Source organism: Streptomyces sp. NPDC055400 (assembly GCF_053644375.1).
The window spans coordinates 232,305-251,220 of the sequence record NZ_JBSHLM010000002.1; the positions used below are offsets into that span (position 1 = coordinate 232,305).

14 protein-coding genes and 1 pseudogene are annotated in these 18,916 nt (G+C 69.5%); 7 read left to right on the forward strand and 8 right to left on the reverse strand.

The annotated features are described in order from the left end of the window. Nucleotides 1-3: 3 nt before the first annotated feature. The gene (locus tag ACWIGU_RS05395) at nt 4-486 is read right to left on the reverse strand and encodes a MarR family winged helix-turn-helix transcriptional regulator (protein ID WP_454397676.1); all 483 of its coding nucleotides are present in this window, start codon (nt 484-486) and stop codon (nt 4-6) included. Continuing rightward, nucleotides 486-2,174: an MFS transporter gene (locus ACWIGU_RS05400; RefSeq protein ID WP_454397678.1), complete on the reverse strand. Its 1,689-nt coding sequence runs from the start codon at nt 2,172-2,174 to the stop codon at nt 486-488. Before ACWIGU_RS05400 ends, ACWIGU_RS05395 begins: the two co-directional genes overlap by 1 nt. Nucleotides 2,175-2,540: 366 nt before the next feature. On the opposite strand from ACWIGU_RS05400, the gene ACWIGU_RS05405 reads away from it, so the two are divergent. Continuing rightward, the gene (locus tag ACWIGU_RS05405; protein WP_454397680.1) at nt 2,541-2,999 is read left to right on the forward strand and encodes a nuclear transport factor 2 family protein; all 459 of its coding nucleotides are present in this window, start codon (nt 2,541-2,543) and stop codon (nt 2,997-2,999) included. 93 nt (nt 3,000-3,092) lie between these two features. Here ACWIGU_RS05405 and ACWIGU_RS05410 read toward each other — a convergent pair whose 3' ends face one another. After that, on the reverse strand, nt 3,093-4,703 hold the full coding sequence (locus ACWIGU_RS05410) for an APC family permease (protein ID WP_454397682.1): 1,611 nt from the start codon (nt 4,701-4,703) through the stop codon (nt 3,093-3,095). An 86-nt stretch (nt 4,704-4,789) separates the two neighbouring features. After that, the gene (locus ACWIGU_RS05415; RefSeq protein WP_454397683.1) at nt 4,790-5,050 is read right to left on the reverse strand and encodes a DUF5302 domain-containing protein; all 261 of its coding nucleotides are present in this window, start codon (nt 5,048-5,050) and stop codon (nt 4,790-4,792) included. Nucleotides 5,051-5,466: 416 nt separating this feature from the next. Between ACWIGU_RS05415 and ACWIGU_RS05420 the strand changes: the two genes are divergently transcribed. From ACWIGU_RS05420 to ACWIGU_RS05430, 3 genes are read left to right on the forward strand one after another with little or no spacing between them, the layout of a single operon-like run. Further along, complete coding sequence (locus tag ACWIGU_RS05420; RefSeq protein WP_454397684.1) at nt 5,467-6,408, forward strand: ABC transporter ATP-binding protein; 942 nt, start codon at nt 5,467-5,469, stop codon at nt 6,406-6,408. After that, nucleotides 6,405-7,766: an ABC transporter permease gene (locus ACWIGU_RS05425; RefSeq protein WP_454397686.1), complete on the forward strand. Its 1,362-nt coding sequence runs from the start codon at nt 6,405-6,407 to the stop codon at nt 7,764-7,766. Before ACWIGU_RS05420 ends, ACWIGU_RS05425 begins: the two co-directional genes overlap by 4 nt. A gap of 4 nt (nt 7,767-7,770) precedes the next feature. Then, entirely contained in the window at nt 7,771-10,527 is a 2,757-nt protein-coding gene (locus ACWIGU_RS05430; RefSeq protein WP_454397688.1) for an alkaline phosphatase family protein, read from the forward strand. Between the two features lie 102 nt (nt 10,528-10,629). Here ACWIGU_RS05430 and ACWIGU_RS05435 read toward each other — a convergent pair whose 3' ends face one another. Next, a complete protein-coding gene (locus ACWIGU_RS05435; RefSeq protein WP_454397690.1) occupies nt 10,630-12,069 on the reverse strand; it encodes a purine-cytosine permease family protein in 1,440 nt (479 codons plus the stop codon). A 227-nt stretch (nt 12,070-12,296) separates the two neighbouring features. Between ACWIGU_RS05435 and ACWIGU_RS05440 the strand changes: the two are divergent. Beyond that, a pseudogene (locus tag ACWIGU_RS05440) lies at nt 12,297-12,703 on the forward strand (VOC family protein). A gap of 12 nt (nt 12,704-12,715) precedes the next feature. Here ACWIGU_RS05440 and ACWIGU_RS05445 read toward each other — a convergent pair. Together ACWIGU_RS05445 and ACWIGU_RS05450 are read right to left on the reverse strand one after the other, a co-directional pair. Further along, complete coding sequence (locus tag ACWIGU_RS05445) at nt 12,716-14,161, reverse strand: GntP family permease (protein WP_454397692.1); 1,446 nt, start codon at nt 14,159-14,161, stop codon at nt 12,716-12,718. A gap of 182 nt (nt 14,162-14,343) precedes the next feature. Next, nucleotides 14,344-15,333 carry a Bug family tripartite tricarboxylate transporter substrate binding protein gene (locus ACWIGU_RS05450; RefSeq protein WP_454397694.1) on the reverse strand — a complete coding sequence of 330 codons (990 nt, stop codon included), beginning with the start codon at nt 15,331-15,333 and terminating at the stop codon, nt 14,344-14,346. A 136-nt stretch (nt 15,334-15,469) separates the two neighbouring features. Here ACWIGU_RS05450 and ACWIGU_RS05455 point away from each other — a divergent pair, with 136 nt between their 5' ends. Beyond that, nucleotides 15,470-17,077 (forward strand): ATP-binding protein, encoded by a 1,608-nt coding sequence (locus tag ACWIGU_RS05455; RefSeq protein WP_454398589.1) that lies wholly within the window; start codon nt 15,470-15,472, stop codon nt 17,075-17,077. Then, the gene (locus tag ACWIGU_RS05460) at nt 17,074-17,784 is read left to right on the forward strand and encodes a response regulator (RefSeq protein WP_454397696.1); all 711 of its coding nucleotides are present in this window, start codon (nt 17,074-17,076) and stop codon (nt 17,782-17,784) included. The genes ACWIGU_RS05455 and ACWIGU_RS05460 overlap by 4 nt, the downstream gene beginning before the upstream one ends. Nucleotides 17,785-17,916: 132 nt before the next feature. On the opposite strand, the gene ACWIGU_RS05465 is transcribed toward ACWIGU_RS05460, so the two are convergent. Beyond that, entirely contained in the window at nt 17,917-18,510 is a 594-nt protein-coding gene (locus ACWIGU_RS05465; RefSeq protein WP_454397698.1) for a lamin tail domain-containing protein, read from the reverse strand. Nucleotides 18,511-18,916 lie beyond the last annotated feature (406 nt).

The window sequence follows — 18,916 nt, forward strand, 5'->3', positions numbered from 1 at the left end:
GCCCTAGCGGCGTCTGGTCCTCGGCGGTTCGCCGGGCCGCTGTGCGGTGAGAGCTTCCAGCGCGGGCAGGGCATCGTGCAGCGAGCGCTGCTGGTCGGGGGTGAGCTGGTCGATCCGCTCGGCGAGGCGGGTGGCTGCCTGGCGGCGCGTGGAGTCCAGGAGCGCCCGGCCTGTGTCGTTGAGGGCGATCAGGGTGGCCCGCTGGTCCTTCGGGTCCGCCTCGCGCTCGATCCATCCGAAGCCGTCGAGGAGGTCCACCATCCGGGAGACGGTGGACAGGGCGATGCCCATGCGCGTGGCGAGGTCGCTGATGCGCAGCGGCCCGTGAGCGGCGAGCGCCGCGAGTGCGGCCAGCCGACTGGGGGTGAGCTGGCTCTGCATGCCTTGGGCGCGCAGTTCGGGGAGGAGTTGCTGGATCGCGGCACGAAGCCGCTCGGCGAGCTCCGCCGACTGCTCGTAGTCGAAGGGGGCGGCGGGGGAGGTCATCACGGCCCCTCGGACCGGGGCGCCGGCGGGGGCGCCTCAGGGAGCGCAGTCGTGTGGGGAGGAGGGGCGGGCGCCGGGAGCGTAACGGGCTCGGGCAGGGTCCGGTCGTCGTGGATATAGCGGCCGCCACGCAACAGAGAAGCGATGGCGGCGACGACGCACGCGGCGATCGCGAAGCCGAAGGCCACGGACAGGCCGTCGGCGAACGGCTGGGAGATCAGCTCCGGGAAGAAGCCGCGTCCGGTGAGGTAGTGGGCGTGGCCCGGAGGAAGTTGAGCGAGTACGTGCGGGCCGAGCAGGGTCTGGACCGGGTTGTAACCGAGGAGCGAGGCGAACAGCACGCCGACCGGCGGGAGGGCGGCGACCTTGGCGGCGTCGGCGGCGGGTACGCCCTGGGCGGTCAGGCCGTGGTTGAGGGCGGCGGGCAGGGCGCTGGACAGGCCCGCGATCATCAGGGAGAAGAAGATGCCGATGGAGAGCACCGTGGCCGAGTTCTGGAACGTGGTACTGATCCCGGCGCCCACACCCCGCTGGTCGGGCGGCAGGCTGTTCATGATGGCCGCCCGGTTGGGTGCCGCGAACAGGCCCATGCCGAGCCCGTTCAACAGCAGGACGAGGGCGAACATCGGATAGCTGAAGTCGACGGGCAGCGCCTGAAGGGCCAGGAAGGTGGCGGCGGCCAGCAGCATTCCCCCGGTTGCGAAGGCTCTGGCCCCGAACCGGTCGGAAGCCCAGCCGGAGAAGGGCCCCGCGACGAGGAACCCGACCGTCAGCGGAAGCATGTAGATGCCGGCCCACAGCGGGGTCTGCTCGAAGCCGTAGCCGTGGCGGGGCAGCCAGATGCCCTGCAGCCAGATGATCAGGATGAACATCAGGCCGCCGCGCCCGAGCGCCGCCAGCAGACTGGCCACGTTCCCCGCGGTGAAAGCGCGGATCCTGAACAACGACAGGTGGAACATCGGCTCGGGGACCTTGGTCTCCACCACGCAGAAGACGACGAGTACCGCCACGCCGCCGGCGATCGCGGCGATCACCCACGGGTTGGCCCAGCCCATGATGTCGCCGCCGTAGGGCTGGATGCCATAGGTGATGCCGGCCAGTACGGCGATCAGGCCCACGGCGAAGGTGAGGTTGCCCCACCAGTCGAGCCGGGCCCCGGCCCGTACCCCCGTGTCGTGCAGCTTCAGGTACGCCCACACGGTGCCGAAGAGGCCGAACGGTACGGACACCAGGAACACCAGATGCCAGTTGACGGGGCCGAGCAGGCCGCCGAGTACGAGGCCGATGAACGATCCGGTGATGCCCGCCACCTGGTTCAGCCCGAGTGCGAGGCCGCGCTGACGGGCGGGGAAGGCGTCGGTGAGGATGGCGTTGGAGTTCGCCATCAGCATCGCCCCGCCGACGCCTTGCAGGACTCGCATCCCGATCAGCCACAGGGCGCCCGCCGTGCCGTGCATCCAGGTCACCGACAACAGCACCGAGAACACGGTGAACACCGCGAACCCCATGTTGTACATCCGGACCCTGCCGTACATGTCACCGAGGCGGCCGAAGCTGACCACCAGCACGGCGGTGACCACCATGTAGCTCATGATCAGCCACAGCAGCAGGCTCGTGTTGCCCGGCTGCAGCGGATCCACGCCGATCCCCCGGAAGATGTCCGGCAACGCGATGAGCATGATCGACATATTGATCGTAGCGATCAGCACGCCCAGGGTGGTGTTGGAGAGCGCGATCCACTTGTAACGCGGTCCTGGCTCACGGAAACGACCTGGTCCCCGACGTGCGGCGGCCGACTCGGCGGTTGTCCTTGCCACAGGGCATCACTCCCGCCCGGGGAGTTGGTTGCTTGACATCAACCAATCTACTCCTGGCACCCGGATGCGGCCATGCCGCCTGACCTGGGCCAACGGGCCGCCCGACAGGGCTGCGCCATCGGCGTGGCCTCCGCTCATTACCCCCGGGGTAATCGACCGCTCTCCGCTCCCCTGGAAGCATCAAGCACATCGCAAGGAACCCCGCCGGGAACCGGCCGCAGCCGCGAGGAGAGCGTCATGTCCGTCAAGTCCACTGCTACGACCGCGAGTTCAGCCGCCGACGCGACTTCCGTCGCCGAGGACACCCGGGCGGTCGTGCAGGAGTTCCTCGCCGCGCGCATCGCCGGTGACACCGCGCGGCTCGCCACGATCTTCGCCGACGAGGTCGACTGGCTGCTCGCCGAGAACCCCGTCGCCCCTTGGATCCGTCCGCGGACCACGGCCGTCGAATGCGCCGCCCAGTTCACGGAGTTGATGGAGCACACCGTGCCCGAGGACGCCCGCGCGTCCGTCGGCACTTTCCTCGTGGACGGCGCCGACGCAGTCCTGATGGGACACGTCTCAGGGACCGTACGCGCGACGGGAAAATCCTTCGAGGGCCCGTTCGCGCTGCACCTCACCGTCGAGGACGACCGGATCACCCGGCACCACCTCTACGAGAACAGCCTGTCGATCGCCGAGGCCTGCGCCCTGTGACGTGCCGGGCGGATCCTGCCCTTGAGCGATCTCTGGGGTGAGCAGGTGCGGTACTTCGTCCGGGCCGGCCTCCCTGGCCGGGCCCTCACACCCCTAGAACACCCGCTCACCCGACGGATCCGTACGGAGATGGGCTGCGCCCGAGCGCACCGCCCATACGAAGACCGCGAGCGCCAGGACGCCGACCACGACGGAGTCGTACGGGGCCGGCAGATGTCCGGAGCCTCCGAACGTGCCGAGCCACGACAGCAGCGTCAGCGCCGCCAGATGGAAGACGATCCAGGCCCCCTGACGCAGTTCCTCGCGTACGGGGCGTCCCGCCGTCCGGCGCTGTTGCAGCAGGTACAGCGGGACTCCGGCCAGGACCAGGGGCAGGGCGAGCCGCAGGTGTTCCCAGCCGGACCAGTAGACGAACTCGGTGGACACGGCGAAGCTGACCGGCGCGATCCAGCGCACGCCCGGCACCTGACCGTCCGCGAGGGGCACACCGCGCTCGCGGTCGTGAGCCCGGAAGGACGCCACGGCGACCGCCGAGGCCGCGTAGATCAGGAGGTACATGTCCCCCATCACGCTCACGATGTCCTGCCAGCCGCCGAACGGCAGCATGAACAGGATGATGACGACGAGGTTCAGGACCAGGGCGCGGCGCGCGATGCCGGACCGGGGGTCGATACGCATGAAGAACCGGGGCACCAGGCCGTTCTTCGCGAGGGCGTACGTGTGGCGGGCGTCGATGGCGACGCCCACGTAGGCCGAACCGCCCGGGGAGACGACCGCGTCGGCGTAGAGCAGGGTCGCCAGCCAGTGCAGGTTGAGCACCAGGGCGAGCTGGCCGAACGGGGAATCGAAGTTGACGCCCTGCCAGCCGTGCGCGAGGAGTGAGTCGGGCACCGTGTACAGGAACGCGAGTTGGAGTCCGAGGTAGACCAGCACCGCGAGGGCGATGCCGGTGAGTACGGCTGCGGGGATGTTGCGGCGCGGGTTGCGGGCTTCGCCGGAGAAGTCCAGAGGGGCCTGGAAGCCGTTCACGGAGTACACGATGCCGCCGCCGGCGAGTGCGGTCAGGCACGCGGCGTAGCCGTACGGGGCGAAGCCGCCGTGGTCGGTGAGGCGGCCCGAGTGGGTGCCGGACAGGAAGAGCGCGACGATCGTGACCACGGGGACGACGACCTTGAACACCGACACGAGGTTGTTCAGGCGGGCGAACATCCGTACCGCGAACCAGTTCAGCGCGGTGAGCAGCACACTGAGCGCGGAGGCGACGCCCAGGCCCGACGCGGTGAGCTTGCCGCCTTCGTAGAGCCCGGGCACGTAGTGGGCGGCGTATTGCATGATCGCGCTGATCTCGGCGGCGGTACCGCCCACGGAGAGCAGGACGGACCAGCCGACGACCGTGCCGACCAGTCGGCCGCTCGCGTACAGCGGCCACCGGACGGTGCCGCCGCCCTCCGGTCTGGTGGCGCCGAGTTCGACCATGACCAGGGCCACCAGTGCGCAGAGCGCGCCGGCCGCGATCCAGGACAGCAATGCGGCGGGGCCGGCGGTCTGGGCGGCGTACAGGGCGGCGAACAGCCAGCCCGAGCCGAGGATGTTGGAGAAGCCGATCGCGGTCAGGCCCCAGAAACCGAGATCCTTGCGGAGCCGGTTCTCCTCGGCGCGGGCGTCCGCATCGCCCACAGTCCCCGCCGGCTGATACTGCGCCACGTGGCCAACCTCCCAGACGATCACAGACCCAGGGGGCTCAGCGTGCCATGTGGCGCTGCCTCACCGTCGAAGGAGCTCTGGCGTGCTCAGCCGCCGCTCTTGCGCCGGAACGACTTCTGGCTCGAGGCCGGACCGTGCGCGCCGCGGATCTTCGACGCGGTCTTCGCGGCGCCGCCGGCGGCGTCCGCCTGCATGCCGCGCTTACGGTCGAGCGCCTCGCGGAACTTGCGCTTCAGGTCGTACTGGCCGTCCTCGTCGGGCGCCAGCCCTTCCGTCTGGGGCGCCGGCTTTTCCGTCTCGGCCTCGGCCGGCTCCGAACCTTCCTGCGATGCAGACTCTGCAGCCATGGTGACCTCCTGGGTTCGGGCAATGGGAAGGACAGCTTGTCATGCTCGTCAGTACTTGTGTGCCCGCGCCCGATAGCGGCGGTCGTCGCCAGTGGACGGTCATGCCGGTGCGACGAGTGCGTCGATGACTCCCTGTGGGCCCACGCGACCGCCGGCATGGCCTGCAGCCGCGCATGCTCAGGCCGTTCATCGGTCACGACTGTGCCTCCATCCGGGCGAGTCGAGTGGCGCAGGCTAGGGATGATCTCGCGTCAACTCCCCCTGAACAACGAGCTGTTCGAGATATCGACCGTTACCGGCCAGGCATCGGCACGATGGGTTCCGGTCGTTTCCCGTTCCCCGAACGTCCAGCATCCGTCCCCGCCTGCGTCGTATGCCGTCCCTAAGGTCCTCGGAGGTTTCCAGGGAAGGCACTCATGGACGAAAGTGTCGCAGTACGGGCTCGCGGGATCACCAAGTGTTTCGGCGACGTCATCGCGCTCGACCACATCGATCTGGATGTGGCGCAGGGACAGATCCACGGCCTGGTCGGACCCAACGGCGCCGGGAAGACGACGCTGCTCGGGCTCCTGCTGGGCCTGGCCGTCGCCGACGACGGCCAACTGGACATCCTGGGTACGCCCATCGGGCGGGCCCTGGCCGCTCCCGAGGGCGTCGCCGGCTTCGTGGACGGTCCCGGTCTCTACCCCTCCCTCACCGCCCGGCAGAACCTGGCCGCGCTGGCCGGCCTGCGCGGCGTCGACGCACGGACGTCGGGGATCGGCGACGTACTCGAACAGGTCGGGCTCACCGATGTCGCCGACGACCGTGCCCGCGGCTTCTCCCTCGGCATGCGTCAGCGGCTCGGGCTCGCCGCCGCTCTGCTCACCAAGCCCCGGCTGCTCGTGCTCGACGAGCCGTCCAACGGACTCGACCCGGCAGGGAAGAAACACGTACACGGTGTCCTGGCCCGGCTCGCGACGGAGGGCACCAGCGTCGTGCTGTCGAGCCACCGCATGGACGACCTCGAGGCGCTGTGCTCGGAGGTCACCATCCTCGCCACCGGACGGATCGTCTTCTCCGGCCCGCTGAGCAAGCTGGCCGCCGAGAACAGCGAGCTCGACTACCGGCTGCTGACCTCCGACCCGCAGGCCGCGCGCCGCCTTGCGGCCGACACCTCTGGGATCCGCGTCGTCGACAACGCCGTGGGACGTCACGACACCGAGGCACTCGTCGTGCGCGCGCTGGTGCCCGCCCTCGACGAACTGGTGGTGCGGCTCGTGCACGCGGACATCGCGCTGCGCGAGCTCGCGCCCGTGGTGTCGCCGCTCGAAGCGGCGTTCCTCGCCCTCACCGAGCAGCAGGAGAACAGCAGATGACCGCAACCGTCGCCGCCGGCCCCGCCGCCACCGCTGCCGCCGCCCGCGCCTCGGTGGCGCGCGGCTACCGCTTCGAGCTCGTCAAGCTCGTCTCTCAATGGCGGATCCGGCTGCTGGTCCTCGCCTGCTGGATCGCGCCGGCGCTCTTCGTCGCGGCGGTGAGCCAGCAGAGCTCGCTCCCCGTCGACACGCTCTTCGGTCGCTGGATGCACGCCACGGGATGGGCCGGATCGCTGGTGGTGCTCGGTTTCTCGGGTACCTGGGCGCTCCCGCTGCTGACTTCGGTGGTCGCCGGTGACGTGTTCGCCTCCGAAGACCGGCTGGGCACGTGGCGCCATCTGCTCGTGGCGGTCCGCTCGCCCCGGCGGATCTTCGCGGCGAAGGCACTGGCCAGCCTCACCGTCATCGTGCTGCTCGTCGCCGGGTTGGCCTGCTCCAGCGCGGCCGGTGGGGTCGTGGCGGTCGGCAACCAACCGCTGGTCGGTCTCGACGGCCACCTCTTGTCGCCGGGGGACGCGGCCGTCCAGGTCCTGCTCGCCTGGGTCTGCGTACTCGCCCCGACCCTGGCCTTCGCCGCGATCGGACTGCTCGGTTCCGTGGCGCTCGGGCGCTCCCCGATGGGGCTCCTGCTGCCCCTGCTCGTCGCGCTCACGATGCAGCTCGCCCAGATGCTGCCGCTCCCCGTCGCCGTGCGCCTGGCCCTGCCCAGCTACGCCTTCATCGCCTGGAACGGTCTGTTCACCGGCCCGGCACAGCTCGGCCCGCTCCTCATTGGCATCGTTGTCAGCCTGGTGTGGGCGGTGACCGCGACAGCGCTGGCCCATGTCCTTTTCCTGAGGCGGGACTTCACCAACCTGACCCACGACGGCTCGGGGCGCCGCGCCATCACGGTCGGAGCCCTGCCGCTCGTCGGGCTCCTCGTCCTGACGGCCGTCGTCGTCGCCCCCGCGACCTCGGCCACGGGCTCCGGGATCGAGCAGGACAAGGTGCAGCGCTCGGTCGCCACGGCGTTCGCCCATCTCTACCGCCTGCAGACCGAACAGCTCAATCGCCCCGACGTCACCGAAGCGCAGCTCAAGGCGAGCGCGGCGTGCACCAAGGGCAGCACCAGGGTCGCGGCCGAAGGGCCGGGCAACGACTGGCGCTGCGTCGTCTCCTGGCATCTCCCCGACGTCGAGGCCACCGGGTCGGCCATCTACCAACTCGACGTCACCGCCGACGGGCGGTTCATGGCCGACGGCGATGGACCGAAGGAAGTGAACGGCTACTTCCTGCTGCGCACCCCGACCGGGGACGGACCGAACCCGCTCTGGCAGTTCGACGGCAACGTCGAGCTGCTCACCACCTCGAAGGGATGACTCCATGCAGGTCACACGCCGTCGCAGGCGTGCCACGAAGGCCCGTTCCGGTCTTCTCGGCAGACACATCGGCCGCCGGATACCCCTGGCCACGGCCGGCGTCACGGCTCTTGCCCTCGTCGCCGCGGGCACCGCCTTCGCCCAGACGCACCAGTTCGGCACCGACCAGGTCGGCCAGACCACGCGTCAGGGCCAGGTCATCTCCAGTGACCAGTACATCGCTCCGTACGGCGACCGTCTCGTCGTCAACAACGGCAAGATCATGTCGTCCTCGGTCAGCCCGGACGGCACTCACCTAGCGGCCTCGATCACCGACGGCGGTATGGCCCTTTCCATCGTCGACCTCAAGAGCTGGAAGGTGCAGCAGCTCGTCGGCAACTCCGCCTCGGCCGACCTGCGGATCAGCGGCAACGACGTGGGCCAGGAAGGCCCCACGTACTCGCCCGACGGTTCGCAGCTGTGGCTGGGCCAGCTCGACGGCTACACCAAGTTCACCGTCAACGCGGACGGCAGCGTCGCCAACCCGACGTCCGTCAAGATCCCGGCGGACGGGCCCAAGCACGCGCTGGTGGGCGAGCCCGTGTTCTCGTCCGACGGCTCCACCGTGTACTCGGCGGTCAACGGCCAGAACCGCGTCGTCGCCATCGACGCGGCAACCGGCGCCGTCCGGCGGAGCTGGTCCGTGGGCAACGCCCCGCGTGACATGGCCGAGGTCGGCGGCAAGCTCTACGTCAGCAACGAGGGCGGGCGTCCGGCGAAGCCCGGCGACACCACGATCAACTCCTACAACACCCAGGTGCCCGCCGACCCGGTGACCGCCTCCACCACCACCGGCACGGTCAGCGTCATCGACCTGGCGAACCCGGATGCCGCCGTATCGAGCATCAACGTCGGTCTGCACCCGACCGCGCTGTACGCCAAGAAGAACGCGCTGTTCGTCACCAACACCGCCACCAACGACGTGTCGGTCATCGACACGACCAAGAACAAGGTCGTGCAGACCGTCGCCACCCAGCCGTGGCCGGAGTCATCGGTCGGCTACGAGCCCGACGCGGTGACGCTCACCGACGACGGCCATCTGCTGGTGACCCTGGGCCGCGCCAACGCGGTCGCCGTCTACCGGTACACGACCCCGCAGGAGCCGGTCAGTTACGTCGGTCTGCTCCCGACGGACTACTTCCCCGCCGAGATCGCCACCGTCGGCAAGCAGGTCGTCGTCTCCAACACCCGTGGAATCGACGCCCGCCGCCCCACCACCAGCGGCGGGCACGGCACCCACGACACGACGTCGAGCGTGCAGCGGTTCACCCTGCCGGACGACCGCGTCATCAAGTCCGAGACGGCCAAGGTCTTCCGGCAGAACGGCTGGACCCGCGGCTCGGTCACGCTGGCCCACGGCAAGGACAACAAGAAGCCGGTACCCGTCCCGGAACGGCTCGGTGACCCCTCGACGATCAAGCACGTCTTCCTGATCGTCAAGGAGAACCGGACCTACGACCAGGTCCTCGGCGACGTCCCGGAGGGCAACGGCGACCCGTCGCTGGCCCAGTTCGGCGAGAACGTGACGCCGAACCAGCACGCCCTGGCCAAGCAGTTCGGGCTGTACGACAACACGTACGACATCGGTACGAACTCCGCCGAGGGCCACAACTGGCTGATGCAGGCCGACGACCCGGAGTACACCGAGTCCTCGGCCGGTGAGTACGCGCGCAGCTACGACACCGAGGACGACGCGCTCGGCCACCAGCGAACCGGCTTCATCTGGACCGGTGCCCAGGCTGCCGGGAAGTCCGTACGGGACTTCGGCGAGTTCCAGCAGTTCCTCACCAAGCCGGCGAACGCGAGCTGGCAGAACCTGTACTGCGACTCCAAGAACATGGGCGCGACCGGTCAGGACACCGCCTACCCCCTGATGTCCTCCTCGCCCATCCCGTCCCTCAACTCCGTGTCCGTGCACGGGTTCCCGAAGTTCGACACCAGCGTCCCGGACATCTACCGGTCCGAGATCTGGAAGCGTGACTTCGAGAAGAACGGGCCGGCCGCCCTGAACATGTTCTGGCTGTCCAGCGACCACACCGGCGGTCCGGCGAACGCCGCCGCCCAGGTCGCGGACAACGACCTGGCGGTCGGCAGGATGGTCGACGAGATCTCGCACAGCAAGTACTGGAAGGACTCGGCGATCTTCGTGGTCGAGGACGACTCCCAGGCCGGCCTCGACCACGTCGACGGCCACCGCGCCCCCATCCAGATCATCAGCCCCTGGGCCAGGCACGGTGTGGTCGACAGCCACTACTACTCGCAGATCACGATGATCCGCACCATCGAGCAGATCCTCGGGGTCCACCCGATGAACCAGAAGGACAGCGCGGCCAGCCCGATGCGTGGGGCTTTCAGCCATCAGGCGGACCTCACGCCCTTCAAGACGCTGCCCAACCGGACCTCGCTCACCGACGGTCTGAAGACCCCGCCCTCCTGCGGCCTGGACACCCCTGCGCCGCAGAACCCCCATGCCGCGGCGGCGCCGTCGGCGAAGGTGCCGGCGGACAAGCAGAAGCTCGCGGCGCAGTGGGACGCCTGGAAGTCGCAGCAGCGGCTGACCGGGCGCGACGCCAAGCCCGACTTCGCGAACCCCGCGCAGATGAACCACTTCACGTGGTACCAGACACACGAGTGGTCAAAGCCGTACCCCGGCGAGAACAAGATCTTCGCCCCGAAGGACGTGCCGGGCGCCTACATCCCGTCACCGGAATCCGACGGCTGATGTAGCCAGAGCGCGGATCCCAGGTCGCAGATCCCGGAAGGGGCCCCTGCCCGGCATCGTTGTTGCCGGGCAGGGGCCCCTTCTGCCGATTCGGGTCCCGTTTCAGCCCGAGCGCCGCTGACGAAGCGTCAATCCCGCGTAGACCAAGGCGCCCAGGGACATCCCGACGGCTGCGGACAGGTCGGCGCCGCCGAGGGCGGCCGCGACCGGGCCGGTGTAGATGGCCGTGTTGGCGCACAGGAGCGCCGCCCCGACGCCGATGGCCATCGCGGCGGCTCCGGCGGGATTCACTCCGTGCCAGTACCAGAAGCGGCTGTTGGAGGTCTGGTCCTGCAACGCGACTCCGTCGTAGCGGTTGCGGCGCAGGAAGATGTCCACGGCGTAGATCGCGAACCCGGGGCCGAGGAACGCGACGGAGAGTTCCAGACCGCTGTTCACGGTGTCGAGGAAGTCGGACACGAACAGGGAATAGAAGGTGAGGCCGAGCGCGATGGAGGCGTCGAAGACGACAGTGAAGGCGCGGCTCCAGGGGATCCCACCGGACTGAAGGGCCAGGCCGCCGCTGTATGCGGTGAGAACGTTGTTCGTCATCGAGCCGAAGATGACGACCAGCAGGAAGACCGGATAGAACCAGCCGGGCACGACCGCCTTCAGTGACGTCTGCGCGTCGGTCATGTCCACCGCCGTCCCGGCCAGGACGCCGAGTCCGCTGAGCAGGACGGCCGGCACGAATCCGCCGACGGCCGTCCACCAGCACACCGCCTTGCGGGAGGTGTCGGCGGGCAGATAGCGGGCGTAGTCCGCACCGCTGCTCCATGACAGGGGGCCGCCCGCCATGATCGTGAATCCCGAGGCGAGGACCACCCACCGCTCGTGGCCGTGGACCACGGTGGCAGCAGGTGTCCGGTAGCCCCATTCGGTGTGGCGCAGCACGTAGTACGCCAGGACCAGGACGCAGGCGGTCAGCGCCCAGGTGAACCAGATGCTGCACCGCACGATGGTGGCGTGCCCGTACACGCTGATGGAGAACGTCACGACAGCGGTGACCAGCACGATCGCCACCTTGACCGGGGTGTTCGCGTGGATGCCCAAGTGCTCGACCAGCGCGAATCCGGCGAGGGATCCCAGGGCCAGGCCGATCGCCTCGTAGGCGACCGCGATGGTCCACCCGAGCGTCACGTTGAGGAATCTGTTGCCCCGGACGCCGAACATCGCCCGCGTCACCACCCAGCTCGGCGTTCCGGAGCTGGGGCCGCTGATCGCGAGGTACCCCACGCCCGCCCAGAGGAGGTTGCCGGCCACGATCACCGCGAAGGACTGCCAGATGTCGAGACCGAGCAGCACCATCGCGCCGCCCAGCACGATGTACAGGTAGCTCATGTTGCAGGCCGCCCACACGGTGAACAGGGAACGTGGCCGCCCATGGCGATCGGCGTCGGGGATGTGGTCGACACCGTGGGTCTCCACATGACCGGTGCGGTCGGTGACCGGCTCGCCCCGCTCGGGCCCCTCGCTGGTGCCGCCGGTTGCCCTCAACGCCATCCTGACCTCCGGAATCCCACCCTTGGGACGCGCACCAGTTGCTTGTTGGGGTGGGAATCAATAAGCATCCCAGGTCAGGACGTCAACCTCACGGACCGGACGACGCCGCCGGCCCGCCGGAAACCCCCTGGGGCCTGCGCCGGACGGGCGAGTGATCGCTTGTTCGCTGGGCTCCGCGTACGACCTGTCAGTGGGCAGGAAGTCCTCACCGGTCAGGAGTTGACACGATGCCGGCCAATGCCGCGGCTCATGTGCGCATCGCCCGTCCGTCGCGTGACCTCGAAGCGGCGGAACTCTTCTGGATCTCGGGACTCGGCCTCGACGTCCTTTACCGGCACGCGTCGGACGGCACGCCTGACGACCACTCGCTTCTCATGGCCGGCCGGATGCGGCCTGGCACCTGGAGCTCGTCAACGATCCCGCCGCACCCGTGGAGCCGCGGCCGACCGCCGAGGATCTCCTGGTGATCTACCTCGGCGAACCGGTCCCGGACTCCCTCGTGGAACGTCTCGAACAGCACGGCGGCAAGCGGGTCCCGGCGCACAACCCGTACTGGGACACGTGGGGTGTGACGATCCGGGACCCGGACGGTTACCTGCTGGTGCTGTCCACCCGCAACTGGTCCAACTCCTAGCGCACGCCCCCGTCAGGCGAGGACGGACAGGAGCAGGGCCATCCCGAGACCCATCACACTGACCAGTGTCTGCACGACGGTCTGTGTCTTGGTGGCCTGGGTGAGGTCCATGCCGAAGGACTCCTTGACCAGCCAGAACCCGGCGTGGTTGACGTAGTTGAGGCCCAGGGAGCCGGCGCCGATCGCGACCACCAGGAGCGAGGCCTCGAGCCCGCCACCCGTGCCGATCAGCGGGGCGACGATGCCGGTGGCCGAGACGATGCCGACGGTGGCCGAACCGGTGGTCAGGGACAGGAGCAGGGCGATCAGCCAGCCCAGCACGATCACGTTGAGATGGGCTCCCTCGGCCGCGGAGGCGATGGCGTCACCGATGCCGGAGTCCTGAAGCACCTGCTTGAACGCGCCGCCGCCACCGATGATGAGCAGGATCGCGGCGATGGACTTGAGGCTGTCCGTCAGGGAGGAGCGGGTCGCCTCGCTGGAGCGGCCACCGCGTACGAGGGTCACACCGAGCGCGAACAGGAAACCGGCGAGCATCGCCACCAGCGGTTCACCGACGAACGTGAGCGCCGCACGCACGGTGCTGGACTCGTCGAGCACGGTTTCGGCGAGGGTGCGCAGCAGCATCAGGGCGACGGGTATGAGAACCGAGGTGACGGCCAGTCCCGTGGACACACCGGCGCGCTGCGGAGTGTCGGTGTCCGTCCCCTCGGCCGGGCCGGTTGAAGAAGCGTTGGTGGTGGTGTCGACTGCGTTGTTCCGGTCTGCTCCCGTGAACTGGGCCACGAGCACGGGGTCGGGCCGCACGTCGGCCAGGCGGGGCGCGATCCAGCGGGCGTACACAGGGCCGGCCAGGATGACGGTCGGGATCGAGCAGATGATGCCGACTCCGAGGGTCAGGCCGAGGTCCGCGTGCAGGCCGGTCATGGCGGTCAGCGGTCCGGGGTGGGGCGGCACCATGCCGTGCAGGGTGGAGAGCGCGGCGATGGCGGGCACGCCGAGCAGCACGTACGGCGAACCCTTCGTCGCGCCGTCGCCCTCCAGGCGGCGGGCGACGCTGAAGATCAGCGGCAGCAGCACGATGAGGCCGACCTCGAAGAACATCGGAATGCCGATGACGAACGCCGCGGCCGCGACGAGCCAGGGGAGCCTGCGGTTGCTGGAGCGGTCGACGATGGCGTGGGCGATGGCGTCGGTGGCGCCGGAGTCGGACAGCAGGCGGCCGAGCATGGCTCCGAGGGCGAGTGTGAGGCCGACGTCACCGAGGGTGCCGCCCGCTCCCTCCTCGATGGACCCGGTCAGTTTCGCCACGGGTTCGCCGGCGGCGAGCCCGGTGCCGATGGTCACCACGATGAGGGCGATGAACGGGTGGATGCGGAGCCGGGAGTTGATCAAGTAGATCAGCAGCCCGATCGCCACGGCGAGGACGAGCAACAGGTACCAGGTGTGTGAATTCATACGGGAGGGGTGCCTTTCGGGATCCGGCCGGGGTCGGGCCGGGGGAAAACGGGCATGGCTCGGCCAGCCCGCGGGCACGGGGCCGGACCGTCCCAGTCATGGGTGGGTGGGGTTACGTCGGGCAGCTGCCCGTGGTGAAAGCCTTCGGTATCGAAGCGAGCCGTCGGTGGACGACGGTCCGGTCACTCCCGCCCGAGGGAGGCGGTGAGATCGGCGACGAGCTTGTCCTGTTGAGTGAGGTAGGCCGCGAACGTGTCGCCGGTGGCGAACGCGTCCGTCCAGCCGTGCCGGTCGAGCTCGGCCTGCCACCGCGCGGACCGGTGCAGGTCGGTCAACGCGTCGACCCAGCGCTTCCTGTCCGCGTCACTGATGCCGGGCGGGGCGACGATGCCCCGCCAGTTGCTGAAGACCAGGTCGATGCCCGACGACTTGAGCGTCGGGACCCCGGCCAGGGGCTCGACCGGATGCTCGCCGGTGACGGCGAGGACGCGCAGCTGGCCGCTGTCGACCTGGTCGAGGAACTCGCCCAGGCCGCTGGTGGCGAAGTCGACCTCGCCGTCGAGCAGTGCCGGCAGCAAGTCGCCGCCACCGCCGCCGTAGCCGACGTAGTCGACCTTCTTGGGGTCGATGCCGACTGTCTTCGCCAGCTCCATGGGCAGCAGGTAATCCGGTCCACCGGGGGACGATCCGCCACCGACGGCGAGGCGATCAGGAGCCTTTCGCCACGCGGTCACGAGGTCGCCGACCGTTCTGTACGGCGAGCCCTTGCGGACGACGACCGCGCCTGCCTCCTCGATGAGACGGGCGATCGGTGTGGTCCGGGCGACCGTCACCTTGGCCTTCGCCTCATGCGACGCACCCACGACGCCGAGGCCCATCTGGAGCGCGAGCTCTCCGTTGCCTCGTTCGTCGACGATGCGCTGCAGGCCGACCGTGCCGCCCGCGCCGGGAAGGTTGAACACCTGCACATCCGGCGCGATGTGCGTCTCGTCCATGACCCGGGCCGCGGTCCGTGCCGTGGTGTCGTAGCCGCCACCAGGTGTGTTGGGCACCATGATCCGCAGATCGCGGTCCGACGGTGCCTGGCCGCCCGGAAGCACCCCGCATGCGCTGACGGTGAGAAGTGTCAGTGCGGTGACGGTACCGAGAAAGGCACGTGCGGGACCTCTCATGGCACCTCGCTTTCGATTTCAACTGCCGGGCGTCATGATTGTCCGACATGGCACGCGAGCCGCCCACGTTGTGTCAGTAGCAAAGATTGAGTTAATTGTGGTCACGACGTTCCGCCGCCATACCCTCGCGGGCCAGATGCTGGTGCTCCAGCTCGCCATCGTCGTGGTGGTGCTGCTGGCGGTCGCGGGTGTCTCGCTCGCCCAGTCCGAGGCCACCTTCCAGCGGGTGGAGGGCCGCAAGGTCGACGCGCTGGCCGAGCAACTGGGCGCCAACCCCCTGGTCCGCAGCCAGCTCGTGCGGCCCGTCCCCGGGGAGGCACTGGCCCCGCTGGTGCACTCCACGCTGGCGCAGTCCGGCGTCACGTCGGTGACCGTGGCCGACGCACAGGGCCGCATCGTCTCGTCCACCAACCCCACGGTGGTGGGTGAACGGCTGAACCTGGGAGCGGGGGTTGCCCGGGGCCGCAGCTGGTCCGGCGATCTGACGCTGGACGGAAGCCGGGAGCTGGTGGCGCAGGTGCCGGTTCTGAGCGCTACGAGGCAGACGCTCGGGCGGCAGCTCGGCACGGTGATGATCGGAGAGGCCTCCCCCACCGTGTGGCAGCGGCTCAGCGGCGCCTCGTCGTACCTGGCCGCCTACCTGGGCATCGCGAGCGGGCTCGGTGTGATGGGTTCCTGGCTCCTTGCCCGACGGGTCAAACGCCAGACGTACGGTCTGGAGCCGCGCGAGATCGCCGGCCTCGCCGAGCACCGCGAGGCGATGCTGTACGGGATCGCCGAGGGCGTCGTCGCCTTGGACCCGCAGCTCCGTCTCACGCTGGTCAACGACGTGGGCCGACGCCTCCTCGACCTGCCCGAGGACTGCGTGGGGCAGAGCCTTGACGACCTGGGTCTCGAGGGGCGGCTGCGGGACGTACTCGCAGGGGCCCGGCACGGCGCGGCCGACCGGCACGACCAGGTGGTGATCCGCCGTGGGCGCCTGCTGGTGATGAACCGGATGACCGTCATGAAGGACGGCCGCCTGCTCGGTTCGGTGACGACCCTGCGCGATCGCACCGAACTGGCCGAGCTGGAACGGGAGATCGGCTCCTTCCGCAGCTCCTCCGAGCTGCTGCGCGCGCAGGCCCACGAGTTCGCGAACCAGCTCCACACCATCTCCGGTCTGATCCAGATCGGGGAGCAGGACGAAGTGGTCCGCTACATCCGCGCCCTCAACCAGCGCCGCCAATCGCTCGATGTGACACTCGCCCGGCGCGTGCGCGACACCGCGATCGCCGCGTTGCTGATGGCCAAGTCCTCCCTCGCCGCCGAACGCAAGGTCAGCCTGCGGATCTCCGCCGGGACCGCACTCGGCCGGCTGGCACCGGAGGACGCGGCCGACCTGGCCACCGTGATCGGCAACCTCGTCGACAACGCGGTGGACGCCGCCGCTTCCGATGACGACACCGGCGACGCGTGGGTCGAGGTGGAGCTGCGGCAGGACGCGTCCAGCGTGGAGGTCGTGGTCCGTGACTCCGGCCCCGGCCTGCCGCCCGAAGCCGCTCGGGAGGTCTTCGCGCACGGCTTCACCACCAAAGCCGCCCAGGAGGGCGAGCGCGGGATCGGCCTGGCCCTCACCAAGCTCGTCTGCGAGCGCCACAGCGGCGAGATATCGGTGGCCAACACCGCCGACGGCGCCATGTTCACCGCCCACATGCCCCTCGGTCACCCCGCCGATGTGGCGCCCGAAGGAGTCCACGGATGACCGCCCCGCACGACACGGCCGAAGGACACGACTCGATCGGCGTGCTCGTCGTGGACGACGACTTCATGGTGGCCCGGGTGCACCGCACCTTCGTCGAGCGCGTCGAGCCGTTCCGCGTCATCGGAACGGCTCACACCGGGCAACAGGCGATCGACGCCGTCGGGGGACTGCGCCCCGACCTCGTCCTGCTCGACCTGTACCTGCCGGACGTCTTCGGCCTCGATCTCATCCCCCGGCTGCGCTCCGCGGGCCACGACTGCGACATCATGGTCATCAGTGCGGCCCAGGAAGCGGAGACGGTGCGCCGCGCGGTCCGCCGCGGCGTGGTCGACTACCTGCTCAAGCCCTTCGACTTCGAGGACCTGCTCCCCAGGCTCGAGCGGTACGCCGCCCGGCGCCGCCGGCTGCTCTCCGCGGTCGTACGGGGCCAGGCCGACGTGGACCGCGTGCTGGGCGGAACGGCCCTGGCCACTGCCGGCGGTGGCCTGCCCAAGGGCATGAGCGTCGAGACCGCCGCGGTGGTCGAACGCGCCCTGCGCGAGGCCGACGGCGCTCTGTCCGCCACCGAATGCGCCGCGCTGACCGGTATCTCCCGCGTCAGCGCCCGCCGTTACCTCGAGTACTTCCACGGCACCGGCAGCGCCGGCGTGTCCCTGCGCTACGGCGTCGCCGGCCGACCGGAGCGCCGCTACGACTGGCACGGGTGACATCGGGGCGGTCACCGTGCTGTCGGCGGCAGCCAGGAGAGGCGTCCCGCAGACCGTGCTGCGGAACGCCCCTCCTGAGGCGGGCCATCGCTGCCCGCGGGCTGGGAGTCCCGCGGGCAGTTTCAGGTCAGGTCAGCGGTGGCCGCCGCCGTGCCCGCGTCCGTCGCCGCGGCCGTCGCGGTAGTCGCGGTAGTCGCGGTCGCCGCCGTGCCCGCGTCCGTCGCCGTGGTGGCCGCGGTCGTCGCGGTAGTCGCGGTAGTCGCGGTCGCCGCCCCAGGAAAGGGTGTCGACCCTCCAGTTGCGGTCATCGCGCAGGGTGGCGGTGTCGGAGCGGTTGTCCCACACGTACCTGCGACGGTCCTGGTAGACGTCACGGTCGCTGTCGCGTCCGACACCGGTGTGGACGCGGACCGTCGAGCGGCCCGCCAGGCGGTAGTGATGGAAGGTGTAGGTGCGGCCGTCCCTGGCCGACAGCGTCCACCCGTCGAGGTTCACCGCGTGGCGGGACGTGTTGGTGACATCGATCCACTCCTTGTTGAGGGAGCGGTTGGTGCCGTTGTCCCAGCCCGGGGAGTCGTACTGCGCGCCGGAGATCTCGACGCGGTCGCGGTGCAGGCGGCCACCGGCGTCGGCCGATGCCGACGCGGCGAACGTTCCGACCAGCGCGCCGGCCGCGAGAGCGGCGGCAGCCGTACGGCGGGCGGTAACTGACATGAAAGCGGACATGAATGCCCCTTCACTTTGTACTGCAGACCCGAGTACCGGCGTGGTCCGCCGCAGGTCTGCTATGTGCGGGTCCCGGCCCGGTGGCCGAGAACGCACAACTTGCCAACACATCGTCCCGAATGTGTGCATGGCGTGAAGGTAGTTACAAGTCGTCCATATTTCTGTTGCTCTCACGTGCATCATCCATTTATGCACTGAAGGCACCAAGTTGACGCCTCGGCCGTTACCCCGCACGGCTACGGCCCGGCTCCTGGTCGCGCCTCGCGGCGTCCCGTCACCCAGAAGCGCGTAACAGCCGTACCGCTCCCCACCCGTTCGGCCCCAATTCCGGGTGCCCGGACATCACCGGGGGTCTGCGAGCGGGAAGAGTCTCGTGACGACCTGCCGATCACCCACCTCTTCCAGT